Annotated in this window: 11 protein-coding genes and 1 tRNA gene; 3 read left to right on the forward strand and 9 right to left on the reverse strand. The window is 45.5% G+C overall.

All coding sequences use genetic code 11. The annotated features are described in order from the left end of the window. Positions 1-179: 179 nt before the first annotated feature. On the reverse strand, positions 180-317 hold the full coding sequence (locus tag ACWB0I_RS13955) for a hypothetical protein (RefSeq protein ID WP_479388682.1): 138 nt from the start codon (positions 315-317) through the stop codon (positions 180-182). A gap of 449 nt (positions 318-766) precedes the next feature. On the opposite strand from ACWB0I_RS13955, the gene ACWB0I_RS13960 reads away from it, so the two are divergent. Next, a tRNA-Ala gene (locus tag ACWB0I_RS13960) sits at positions 767-839 on the forward strand. A 34-nt stretch (positions 840-873) separates the two neighbouring features. On the opposite strand, the gene selA is transcribed toward ACWB0I_RS13960, so the two are convergent. From selA to ACWB0I_RS14000, 8 genes are all read right to left on the reverse strand, one after another. Further along, positions 874-2,280, reverse strand: a complete 1,407-nt coding sequence (gene selA / locus ACWB0I_RS13965) for an L-seryl-tRNA(Sec) selenium transferase (RefSeq protein ID WP_479388683.1) — start codon at positions 2,278-2,280, stop codon at positions 874-876. A gap of 5 nt (positions 2,281-2,285) precedes the next feature. After that, positions 2,286-3,578 (reverse strand): hemolysin family protein, encoded by a 1,293-nt coding sequence (locus ACWB0I_RS13970; RefSeq protein ID WP_479388684.1) that lies wholly within the window; start codon positions 3,576-3,578, stop codon positions 2,286-2,288. A gap of 191 nt (positions 3,579-3,769) precedes the next feature. Further along, on the reverse strand, positions 3,770-4,207 hold the full coding sequence (gene ybeY, locus ACWB0I_RS13975) for an rRNA maturation RNase YbeY (protein WP_479388685.1): 438 nt from the start codon (positions 4,205-4,207) through the stop codon (positions 3,770-3,772). Then, positions 4,188-6,476, reverse strand: coding sequence for an HD family phosphohydrolase (locus ACWB0I_RS13980; RefSeq protein ID WP_479388686.1), 2,289 nt, complete (start codon positions 6,474-6,476; stop codon positions 4,188-4,190). The genes ybeY and ACWB0I_RS13980 overlap by 20 nt, the downstream gene beginning before the upstream one ends. A gap of 7 nt (positions 6,477-6,483) precedes the next feature. Further along, a complete protein-coding gene (locus tag ACWB0I_RS13985) occupies positions 6,484-7,635 on the reverse strand; it encodes an acyl-CoA dehydrogenase (RefSeq protein ID WP_479388687.1) in 1,152 nt (383 codons plus the stop codon). A gap of 22 nt (positions 7,636-7,657) precedes the next feature. Further along, positions 7,658-9,742, reverse strand: coding sequence for a chloride channel protein (locus ACWB0I_RS13990; RefSeq protein WP_479388688.1), 2,085 nt, complete (start codon positions 9,740-9,742; stop codon positions 7,658-7,660). 8 nt (positions 9,743-9,750) lie between these two features. Next, positions 9,751-10,122 carry an aspartate 1-decarboxylase gene (panD, locus tag ACWB0I_RS13995; RefSeq protein ID WP_479388689.1) on the reverse strand — a complete coding sequence of 124 codons (372 nt, stop codon included), beginning with the start codon at positions 10,120-10,122 and terminating at the stop codon, positions 9,751-9,753. Between the two features lie 87 nt (positions 10,123-10,209). Further along, positions 10,210-10,524: a carboxymuconolactone decarboxylase family protein gene (locus tag ACWB0I_RS14000; RefSeq protein WP_479388690.1), complete on the reverse strand. Its 315-nt coding sequence runs from the start codon at positions 10,522-10,524 to the stop codon at positions 10,210-10,212. A 298-nt stretch (positions 10,525-10,822) separates the two neighbouring features. On the opposite strand from ACWB0I_RS14000, the gene cfa reads away from it, so the two are divergent. Together cfa and ACWB0I_RS14010 are read left to right on the forward strand one after the other, a co-directional pair. Continuing rightward, positions 10,823-11,944, forward strand: a complete 1,122-nt coding sequence (gene cfa, locus ACWB0I_RS14005) for a cyclopropane fatty acyl phospholipid synthase (protein ID WP_479388691.1) — start codon at positions 10,823-10,825, stop codon at positions 11,942-11,944. Between the two features lie 194 nt (positions 11,945-12,138). After that, entirely contained in the window at positions 12,139-12,513 is a 375-nt protein-coding gene (locus ACWB0I_RS14010) for a hypothetical protein (RefSeq protein ID WP_479388692.1), read from the forward strand. Positions 12,514-12,692 lie beyond the last annotated feature (179 nt).

A 12,692-nucleotide genomic window follows, 5' to 3' on the forward strand; every position in this document is an offset into this window, starting at 1 on the left:
AACCTTTACAAAACCGCAAGGGGCACAAAGAAGTAATTATAATTAAAAATTACGAATTATTTTGCCAAGGGACAAGTTTCCCCAGGCGGTGAAGGTCTGTGCCGGCATGTAATTTTTCTTCCCGCTTCAGTCGTAACTCGAGCTTCAGCTCGAGACTTGCCCTAACACCTACACAAATGTTATTCCCATGCAATCGAAAATCCCGATTTTCGGGAACAGGCCAGTCTGGCAGCACCAACCTGACAGGCCAGTCTGGCAGCACCAACCTGACAGGCCAGTCTGGCCACCGGACAGGCCAGTCTGGACGGTTGTAGCAAAGGGGAAATCCCGATTTTCGGGGCGAGGGGGAGTTCAGTTTACCAGTGTAAGGGATTCTTCCTCCCCCGATAAATCGGGGGATCAGAATGTCGTGTCGGCACAGGCCCGCGTCTCTCAAGCATAGCCTGCCGTTTCTCAAAAAATTTCGAAATCCGTAATTTAAAAATGCTCTTTTGGTTCATCTGTGGCTATGCTTTTTCTGTAGTCAATTAATAATTGCTGCTCTGCTGCCACAGTTTTTGCTCAACAAGATTATCAGTAAAATTTAGGGGGATAATCCATTTTGCGGGAAATTCCAGTTGACACATTCTGATTATTTGATTATATTTGTTGATCTAAAATAAAGACTTACGTACAGGAAGCGAGCGTCCCGAGCAATCGGGAAGGTCAGGGGTTCGATAGGCTCTTTGAAAACAGTGTTGAACAAAAAATAAGATTGTTAATAAATGGGGCTGTAGCTCAGTTGGGAGAGCACTTGAATGGCATTCAAGGGGTCAGGGGTTCGAATCCCCTCAGCTCCACAACATGGCTGCTTGTGAGCAGCCTTTTTTTATTTTAACCTTCAGATTTTAAAGCTTTAAATGCCATTTCAATGCCCCTTTTCAATAACTTTTCCTCTTCGGGGAAAACAGTACGCAGATCAATAATAACCTGATCGTCTTCAACGTACGTAATAATGGCCGGACTTTGTTCACGGAGTTTTTTACTGAGGCGATCTGCTTTTATCGAACGGCCCACAAATTTCAAAGCTACACCAGGAAGTGGCAGCAGAGGGTAAGCCCCGCTACCCACCTTGCCGGCCACTCTTTCAATAACGAATTGCTCTTTAATTTCCGGCTCTATCGAATCCAGAAAGGTACGGCAGCGTTCCATTAAAATGTTCTCGTCCATTTTCAAGACCTGATGCGCCGGCAATCGTTGGGAACAATCTTTAAACAGGTATTGGCTCAGAACCACCTGCAACAATTTAATCATCAATTTGTCCAGGCGCAAAGCGCGCAAAAGATGATTTTTAGCACACAATTGCACATACTGTTTTTTACCGACAATGATTCCAGCCTGCGGGCCGCCCAATAATTTATCTCCGGAAAAAGAGATTAAATCCACGTCCGCCTTCACAATGGTATTGATTTCCAGTTCGTAGCCTCCGGCCAGATGCGCTGTTTCGGGCATGGACCCACTGCCCAGATCGTAAATAACAGGCAAATGGTGTTCATGAGCCAGCGCCACAATTTCTTCCAGAGCCGGTTTTTGTACAAATCCTTTGATTTCATAATTACTGGGATGACAGATCAGTATGGCGCCTGTATTTTCATTGATGGCTTCGGCGTAATCTCTTAAATGCGTTTTATTGGTGGCGCCTATTTCACGAAGGATACAACCGCTGGCTTTCATGACTTCCGGCATTCGAAACGAACCGCCAATCTCAATCATTTCGCCACGCGACAGGATAACTTCTTTCTGAAAGCCCACGGTATTTAGCATTAGCATCACAGCCGCCGCATTGTTGTTAACGGCCAACCCGTCTTCAGCCCCTGTTAGTAAGTGCAACAAATACCCAAGGTGATCGTTACGCTGCCCCCGTTTGCCCGTTTGTAAATCCAGTTCCAGATTGCAGTAAGCGCTAACCTCTTTTAAATAGTCCATCCACATGGGATGAAGCGGGGCCCGGCCTAAATTGGTATGTAACACTACACCACTGGCATTGATCACTTTGTGTAGGCTGCCGCTGAGTAACGACTCTATTTGCTTTTTTAGCACACTAAACAGCATCTGTTCGATTTCTTCTTTGAACAGGCGCTGCAGGTCCAAAGTTGAGGGATGGCGTCGAATGGCCTCCAGCTGCTCCGTAATGACCGTTTTAAGAATCTCGCCTTTGAGATCAGGAAAAGTTTGTTCCAGGCGCACCAACAGCGCGTGGGTTGATGGCAGACGAGAAAGAAACGATTTGACCGTGGACATCTGCACTACTCTTCCACTTTGCTTTGCTTTTTTAGAATGATGCGCACCAGTTGAATGCGCTTTTTTGTTGCTTTTTCGATAATGAACTGAAAACCGTTAAAATCGATTTTGTCTCTGTTTTTAGGAACCGAGCCAAATTGTCCCAACAGAAAGCCGGCTAAGGTATCAACTCCTTCTTCCGTGGGCAGGCTTAGCCCTAACTCATCATTAATCTCATCTATTAACGTGCCTCCATCCACCAGAAAGGTTGTTTCGTTCACTTTCTGGATGTGGGGCGTTTCTTTGTCGTATTCGTCCTGAATTTCACCCACAATTTCTTCGATCACATCTTCCAGAGTAACCAGGCCGGCCGTACCACCGTATTCATCCACCACAATCGCCATATGAATCTTCTCTTTCTGGAACTCTCTGAGCAGCTCGTTTATTTTCTTGGTTTCCGGCACGTAGTAAGCCGGCCGAACGATCTTTTCTAACTTAAAATCGCTGGTATTGCGTTTTTTGATGAACGGCAGCAAATCCTTTACGTAAAGGATGCCCACAATATTGTCGATGGTTTCATCGTACACCGGAATGCGACTGTGCATGTGTTCTTTAATAGCTCTCAATACATCATTCAAGCTGGCTTGCTTTTCCAGACAGATCATATCGGTACGCGGAACCATAATTTCGCGGGCCACGGTACCGCTCATTTCAAAAATGCCATGGATCATCTCTTTTTCTTCTTTTTGCAAAGCGCCCTTTTCTTCTCCCACATCCACCAGGGTGCGCAACTCTTTTTCCGTTAAATCAAACTTATTCTTGTCAGCGCCAAAAGCTGCAGAAAGCTGTTGGGTAAACAGGTCGAGCACATAAGATAGGGGGTAAAAAAAGTAGTGGAAAAAGGTTAAAGGCAGCGCAAAGTGGCGACTTAATTTTTTTGCGTTTTTAACCGCCGTGATTTTAGGCAAGATTTCACTAAAAAATAAAATGACAAAGGTGACCACCACCACATTCAAAAGCAATACCAGAGTGGCGTTTTGAATGGCGTACTGGACAATAATTTTGCTGGTAATCAAGGTAGCAATAGAAGCAATGGCCACATTAACCAGTGTGTTACCGATAATAATGGAAATAAGCAAGCGACGTGGCTCTTTTAAAAGCGTAGCTACCTGACGCGTCAAGGGATTTTTGCTTCGTGCAAATTTCTCAACTGTCGATTTGGGTAAGGAGAAATAAGCGGTTTCAGAAGCCGAAAAGAAGGCTGAAAGCAGCAACAATATGACAAAGATCATTAAATACAATAATGATGCAGGATCCAAATCTGGAATTAACCTCCGCGTTAATCAAACTTTTTTTTATGGCCCACAATATAATAAAAAACTATTAAATTTGAAAAAGTTCTGTTTTGCTTCATTGATCTCCAACCGGAATCAGGACAATAACAGCAAGCGTCTGAAGTTTAAGCGCCCCGGACGCGGGCAAAGCGTTCCTCACCCCATGGTTCCGCCTCTTATGATCCGTTACTCTGAATCCGGCCAACATACATTTGTACCAATCTCTCTTCTTCTTGTTTCATTACTTTACGCTTCTCGGGCTCAAGATCGTCAAATCCTTTGAGATGTAACAGGCCATGAATGATCAGTCTCAGAATTTCGTCAGAGAAAGCCACGCCGTAATCTTGGGCCTGCTCGGCGGCCCGTTCCGTACTGATGTAAATTTCACCTTCAATTTTGGGGCCGTCGCTCAAATCAAAGGTCATCACATCCGTTTTATCCGGATCATTCAAATACTCCAGGTGCATCTTCTGCAATGTAGGATCATCGACAAAGACGATGTTCAACGTTTTTACAGCCATCTCCAGCTCGCCGATGATCTGTTGCACCAGATCGCCCCAGGACGCTGCTGTTCCTGACAGATTCTGTGGGAAATTATGAATTTGAATTTCCATTTTTAATGACCATCTTCTCTATTTTGCCCGATGTTGTTTTGGTGGTTGATTTTTTTTCTTTCTGATCCGGATACTCTACGCGGTGCTGAAAAACGCCGTAGAGCACCGGCAAAAAGGCGTCGACAATTTTCTTTAAATCCTTGAAAGTCAGTTCCGAATCATCCAGTTCGCCTTCCTTAAAACGTTTGTCCACCAGATCTTCAATGAAGGCCCGCAATTTACTGGGCGTAGGATTGTTCAGTGTTCTGGTGGCCGCCTCAACGGCATCGGCCAGCATGACAATCGCCGTCTCTTTAGAACGTGGCTTGGGCCCCGGGTAGCGGTAATCGCTCTCGTTCACCTCGTCTTCGCCGTACATTTCTTTAGCCTTGTTGTAGAAATAGCTCATTAAATTGGTGCCATGATGTTCCGGAATGAAATCACGTATGCGTTTGGGAATACCATACTTTTTAGCCAGCTCAATGCCATTTTTAACGTGAGAAGCCAGAATTAAGGCGCTCATATTAGGATTGAGTTGGTCGTGCCGATTTTCCGCGTTCATCTGATTTTCTACAAAATACTGTGGTTTTTCCATTTTACCAATATCATGGTAGTAGCTCCCCACGCGCGCCAGTAAGGGATTGGCGCCTATCGCCTTGGCTGCGGCTTCTGCCAGATTGCCCACAACCATACTGTGGTGGAAGGTGCCTGGCGCTTCCAACGAAAGTTTTTTAAGCAAGGGATGATTCAAATCGCTCAATTCCAACAGCGTAATATCGGTGGTAATATCAAAGGTCTTTTCAAAAACGCCTAAAATCATGAAGGTAAAAAAGGCCGAAAAGATGGCATTGGGCAGCAGATAATAGGCAAAATTTTTCAGCATCTCGGTCAATGGTAAAAAACGAAATAACGAGATGGCGACTATGGTCCAAAAATAAGCAGAAGAGATAAAAACAATGGCTTTGAATATCTGGTTACGGTTACGAATTTGGAAAACCGAGTAAATGGCTACCATCCCACTGGCCACGCTGAACAGAACAATGTCAAAGCCTCCGCCCTGCAATCCACCAAGCACAAGGGCAATTATCACGGTGCCTACAAAGCCCAGGCCGGTATCGATTAAAATGGCCAGTAACATGGAGCCCATGGTTGTGGGGATTAGATAATTACTCCAGTTCAGAGTCTGGGAAATCAAAGCTGCCAGCACAAAATTCAGGATCAGGATGATGGTAATCATCAATAACATCTTGTTGTCTTTAAATATTTTAGGCCGAAAAGAATAGAGATAGAGGGCAAAAATAGCCAGAATGGCAGCCATTAGCATGTAGCGCCCTAAAGAAGAAAGCAAGCCCTGCCAGCGTCCCTCCCGCTGGCTGCGTTCGGCAATAGCCATCTCCAGGGAGTAAAGCTTCTGATAGGTCTCCCTGTCGATTCGGATGTTTTTATCTACAATCAGCTCATTTTCATAAACCATGTCTTTGGTTCGACTAATATTGGCCAGGGCTTCTTCTTTGGTTTTTTCGGTAAATGCCTGGTCGTAGATCAGATTGGGTTTAATGCTACGCACAAAGAGATATTCCAGCACCAGCGTTTGATTAACCGGAAAGTGTTTTAGAAATTCATTTTCCATGGTTTTCTGAAAAGCGGGAAGATCCATACGCTGGCTAAAGCTCAAATTTTCTTCCACACCATTTTTCACCACTACAATTTTAGGGCGAGAAAGGGTGGTTAATTCGCGATTCAATAGACCAGCTTTTACCAGTTTTTCAGCCTGCTGCAAGATGGGCTGGATAGCAGAGACGTTTTCTGCGTTTTTTAAAATATCAAAAACGACAGCCAGATTGGAAGAGGAAATATTTACATCAAAAACCAGTTTGAGCTCATCGCTCAAATTCTTCAGGTATTCTTCTTTATTTTCCATTTTTTCGTATTGCGGAATGGCATTTTCCAGAAAGGGCAACAGATTGCGCAATAATTTAATATTTTGTTGTGTAATGGAATCGTCATAAACAAAGTAATAGGGGACGCCCTTTAGAACCGAATCCTGTTCAGCTTTTAGCTCCTGTTCTGTTTTCAGCACAAAAAAATCGAAGGGGGCTACAATTTTACGATTGGAGATACTGCCCACTTTCATATCGCTAAATTTAAGGGGCCGCTGTGGGTTGAACATCAGAGGCACCAGTATGAGCAATAAAAGAGCGAGTAATAGCTTAATCAGAATGTCATCCAGACTGCGCTGGCCAACTTTTATCTCTTTTATTTTCTCAAAAAAGTTACGTTCATTTTCCATGATTCACTCAAATTTTAGAAATATCTTCTTTCCACTGGCGATAAATGACCAGGCGTTGAATTTCGGAAGTTCCCTCGCCAATTTCCAATAATTTGGCATCGCGCCAGAATCGTTCCACTTCGTACTCGCGGATGTAGCCGTAGCCGCCATGAATCTGAATGGCCTGATTGGCAATTTCAGTAGCAGCTTCGGAAGCAAACAACTTAGCCATGCCTGCTTCTTTTTTGTAAGGCTTACCGTTTTGTTTCAACCAGGCCGCGTGGTAGATCATATTCTCAGCGGCATAAATCTTGGTCGCCATATCTGCCAGTTTGAACTGAATGGCCTGAAAATCGCCGATCACCCGTCCAAACGCTTTGCGTTCCTGGGCGTAAAGCATGGATCGTTTAAAGGCCTCTTTAGCAATGCCTAACGACTGGGCTGCGATTCCCACCCGACCACCGTCCAGGGTTTCTAAAAATTGTTGATAGCCTCTATTTAACTCGCCGAGTAAATTTTCAGCCGGAATTTTGCAATCGTTAAAATGTAAAACGCTGGTTGGGGAGCCGCGCATTCCGCACTTCTTCTCCTTTTTACCGATTTCAAATCCTGGCGTCCCCCGTTCAATAATAAAATTGGAGATACCGTGCGGGCCTTTTTCTTTATCGGTTACGGCAGCCACAACAAAGATATCGGCCACTTCTGCATTGGTAATCCAGGCTTTGGAGCCGTTCAAAACGAAATAGTCTCCCTCTTTTTGGGCCCTGGTCTGAATATGCGCGGCATCGCTACCGGCATTGGGTTCACTCAGGCAAAAGGAACCGATTTTCTGGCCTGTGGCCAGGGGCTTTAAATATTTTTCTTTCTGAGATTCTGTGCCGTAGGTGGCAATGGGATTGGCCGCCAGCGAAACATGAGCCGAATACGACAAAGCCGTTGAAGCGCAAACGCGCGCCAGCTCTTCCAGTACGATGACGTACGAGATGTAGTCCATGCCTGCGCCACCATATTTCTCTTCAAAGGTCAGGCCCATCAAATTGAGTTCAGCCATTTTTTTAAAGGTTTCGTGCGGAAAAGTTTCCTGCTCGTCAATCTCTATGGCTTTGGGCGCTACCTCATTCCGCGCAAAATCTCGTATCATTTTACGTACCATTTCATGTTCTTCGCTAAATTGAATCATTGTCCACTCCTTTACGATTTAATCACGCTTTTTCAAACCGATCGATGGCTTCCTGATTTCCAAAGATAAGAAGCACATCTTTCAACTGCAAACGAGTATCGGCATTTGGCTGAAAATAATAAGTGTGCTCATGGCCATTCCGCAGCTCCTTTCTCTTTACCATTAACACTTCTACATTGTACTTGTTACGAATGGCGGCTTCTCTGAATGTTTTACCCACCAGGTCCATGGGTACTTCCACCTCTTCAAAGTAGTGCTGTCCTACCACATGCACGCGTTTCTGTTGCGTTACGGCTCTGATGCTGCGTTCGCTTTCACCGGCCATATCCCGCAGGAAAATCTGATGATTGTAAGCGTCAATCACTTCCCGTTGACTGATCGTTCCCACAATTTCACCATTTTCCGTATTGGATACAACCGGTAACTCTTCTAAACCGGTTTTTCCAAATAGTTTCATTACTTTGTCCAATGTTTCTTCCAGATGGACAACCGGAATATCCGGATTGGCTATATCTTCTGCGATGAGCAGGTGTTTCAACGTGTCCAGCTCCATCATGGTTTGTCGGATTTCCTGCATGGAAATAAATCCGACCAACGTAGACTTTTCGTCCACCACGTAAATTTGATTGTGTGTCGAGTTGACAATCACCGGAATCAATTTTTCAAATGGGGTCTGCACTGTTACCAAGTCAATTGTAGGATTGACCACATTTTCGACCTTTAGAGAGCGCAGCACGTTAATTTCGCGACCGCTAAAAATGTTAATACCCCGCCGAACCAGTTTTAAGGTGTAAATCGATTCATTCTGCAAACGCATGGCCAGTAAAGTCGATATGATGGTTGTGATCATCAGAGGCAGAATAATTTTGTAATCGTTGGTCATTTCGAAAATAATTAAAATGGCAGTAATCGGGCCGTGTGTTGCCGCACCCACTACGCCGCCCATGGCCACCAGGGCGTAGGCTCCTGGCGAGGCTGTCCATTCCGGGAAAAACAGATTGACCATGTGTCCGAAAAACACGCCAAGCATGGCGCCCATAAATAGTGATGGCGCAAAAATACCCCCCGAACCACCGGAGCCTAAACTGATGGAGGTGGCCAAAATTTTTATGAAAACCAATACTCCGGCAATTTGCCAGAGTAACTTACCATAAAGAGCCAGATCCATTGTATCGTATCCGACGCCATAGATGTAAGGGAAGATCAGACCAATGCCGCCAATAATCAAACCGCCAACAACGCCCTTCACGTATTCCGGCATCTTCAGGCCATCGAAAAAATCTTCTGAATAGTACAGCGTTTTAATAAACAGCAAAGCCACAAATCCGGCTAAAAACCCGAGCACCACGTAATTCAGGATTTCCATTGGAGAGACCAGTTGATATTCGGGGACCACAAAGGCCGGGTAATTGCCTAAGTAGTGTCGGGAAACGATGGTAGCCGCCACCGAAGAGATGACTATGGGACTGAATTGCGGAACGGCAAAATCGCCTAAAATAATCTCCACGGCAAACAGAGCGCCAGCAACCGGGGCATTAAAAGCGGCCGCAATTCCCGAAGCCGCGCCACAGGCCACAAAAACGCGCATCCGTTTTGGATTAACCTTAAAAAACTGGCCCACCGTCGATCCAACGGCCGAACCGATCTGAATGACCGGCCCTTCACGACCCACCGAACCGCCAGAAGCGATGTACAGGGCCGAGGAGAACAACTTGGCAATGACCACCCGCGGACGAATAACGCCGTTCTTCAATGCGATGGCTTCCATTACCTCAGGAACGCCGTGTCCTTTGGCCTCACGCGCGTAATATTGAATGATCAAGCCGACAATTAAACCACCAATTCCCGGAATAATCACACGCCAATACCAGGCAATGGCTTCGATGGTTTCCAGACTGAAGGTTCCACCCCAGAACAGATGCTGAAACCAGCGAATGGTAAGCTGAATAAGAACCGCACCATATCCCCCTAACAAACCGATGATGACGGCCACAATGAGAACAAAACTATGCTCCGTTAATTTAAGGCGGTTAAAATAAACCAGAAATTGTTTGTAGAGTTTACGCAGGAATTTGGGGTATTTGATGCTTTTTATTTCAGTATCCATTAGACTGTCTATTTGATGGCGTCTTCATGAATCGATTTAATGTGGTTCTGTTCATCAACTAAAACCACTTTAACGGTGTGTTTGCTGATCTCACTTTGCGGAACATGGGCATAGGTAAGGATGATCACCAGATCGCCCACATGTCCCAGTCGAGCAGCGCCTCCATTCAAGCCGATTTCCCCGCTTCCGGGCTTTCCTTTAATGGCATAGGTCGTGAAGCGATCCCCCGAATTCAGGTTCACCACATCCACGCGTTCATAGGGTAAAATATCGGCCGCTGCCATTAATTCCGGATCTATGCTCAGGCTACCCTCATAGTTAAGATTGGCATCGGTTACACGGGCTCGATGTATTTTAGATTTGAAAAAAATTCGTTCCATCTCTCATGCATTCTTTTATTTAATTCAGAATGGTAAATTTAAATAATTAACACTGATTGTGCAATATTTGTTTTTCAATACTTTACGCTATGTTTCCAGAATATCCTTAATCCAGCTCAGGGCTGCCATGGCGCGTGGAAAGCCAATGCTGGTGATGGCCAGAAGAGCCACCTGCAGCACTTCCTCTCTAGACAACCCCTCATCCAATGCCCGCCTGACGTTGGAATGCACCGCGCCTTCGGCACCGGCGCCGATAGCCAGAGCCAATTTCACCAGACGCCTTTCTCTGGCATCCAGCGTTCCGCTTTGATGACAGGCGCTGGCTAAGGCCTCATAAGCCTTAAAAACTTCTGGAAACTCATTCTTAAACGCCTCGAAAAGTTCCGGATTTTTAGCAGCCATTTTGTACTCTCCCTTGTTTAACCTACAATTAGACTTCTGCAAAATAAGACTGTGGTTGTCGTTCTGAGGAGTTCTGAGAATCGGGACAACTAAGAATCCACTGTTTTTATCTAACTTATAAGATTCTTCGCTTCGCTCAGAATGACAATTATTGCAATTTTGTAGAAGTCTTTAACCTACAATAACTAATTCGACGAAATCATGCCCTTCTTTATCTTGTTCATTTGGATTTTTAGTAAAATTTTGTTATTATTTAATTGTTATTTCCCTATTCGGATAATCATGGGAGGGATTAAAAATGTCTGCATCATCTGCAGAAAGAACCATTCGACAATTATTAGAACTAGCTGATATTTCCATCAATGGTAACAAACCCTACGATATTCAAATTCACAATCCCCGCGTGTACAACCGAATTTTAAGCGATCAAGCTTTAGGTTTAGGTGAATCCTACATGGACGGCTGGTGGGATTGCGAGGCTCTGGATCAGTTTTTTGACCGCATTTTACGAGCCAGACTGGACGAAAAAGTCAAAGGCAGCCTGAAGATGAAGTGGCACGTACTGCGGGCCAAATTGTTCAATTTGCAATCCAGGCGTCGGGCCTTTGAAGTGGGTCAAAAGCACTATGATATTGGGAATGATCTGTACACACGCATGCTGGATAAGCGCATGAATTACACCTGCGCCTACTGGAAAGATGCTAAAAACCTGGACGAGGCTCAGGAAGCCAAATTGGAATTGGTTTGCAAAAAACTGCACCTGGAACCAGGCATGGAAGTATTGGAACTGGGTAGCGGTTGGGGCTCATTTGCTATTTACGCCGCAGAAAAATATGGCGTAAAAGTTACAGGCGTCACGGTTTCTAAAGAACAGGTTGAACTGGGCATGCAAATGGCAAGAGGCCTGCCGGTCAATCTAAAACTGATGGATTATCGCGATGTTTCAGGAAAGTACGATCGCGTTTTGTCTATTGGCATTATGGAACATGTGGGATATAAAAACTATCGCACGTACATGGAAGTGGTAAACCGTACTTTGAAAGACGATGGCATTGCCTTTTTTCACACCATTGGCAGTAATGTAAGCACTACCACCGCCAACGCCTGGACGACCAAATACATCTTCCCCAATGGCATGTTACCTTCCATTGCTCAACTGGCTAAAGCGATGGAAGGCTTGTTTGTTATGGAAAACTGGCACAACATCGGCCCTCATTACGACAAAACACTCATGGCCTGGTACGCCAATTTTGAAAAGGCCTGGCCAAAATTGAAAGAAAAATATGGCGAACGCTTCTACCGCATGTGGCGTTATTATCTACTCAGTTCAGCCGGAGGCTTTAGAGCGCGTCAAACCCAGCTATGGCAGGTGGTTATGACCAAACCAGGCCGACAACAACCGGAGTGCAGGTTTAGTTAGAATGCTTTGCCTTTAAATCTGGAAGAAAACCTGCGCAGCACAGGGCAAGAAGGCCAGTAAGCCACCGCGTATGCCCAGCCCTTGTGCTAAGGCGGCGGAGAACACACCAAAGCCAGGAATGCACAAAAGAGCATTTTTAAATTAAAATTACGAATTACGGATTTCTAAATTTTTTGAGAAACGGCAGGCTGTGCTTGAGAGACGCAGGCCCGTGCCGACAGTTCATTTTGATCCCCCGATTTATCGGGGGAGGAAGAATCCCTTACACTGGTAAACTGAACTCCCCCTCGCCCCGAAAATCGGGATTTCCCCTTCGCTACAAACGGCTAGACAGCCGTCCAGACGGGCTGGCCTGTCAGGCTGGTACTGCCAGACGGGCCTGTCAGGTGGCCAGACGGGCCTGTCAGGTTGGTGCTGCCAGACTGGCCTGTCCGGTGGCCAGACGGGCCTGTCAGGTTGGTGCTGCCAGACGGGCCTGTCAGGCTGGTGCTGCCAGACTGGCCTGTCAGGCTGGTGCTGCCAGACTGGCCTGTTCCCGAAAATCGGGATTTTCGATTGCATGGGAATAACATTTGTGTAGGTGTTAGGGCAAGTCTCGAGCTGAAGCTCGAGTTACGACTAAAGCGGGAAGAAAAATTACATGCCGGCACAGACCTTCACCGCCTGGGGAAACTTGTCCCTTGGCAAAATAATTCGTAATTTTTAATTATAATTACTTCTTTGTGCCCCTTGCGGTTTTGTAAAGGTT

The sequence above is a fragment of the Caldithrix sp. genome (assembly GCF_056497305.1).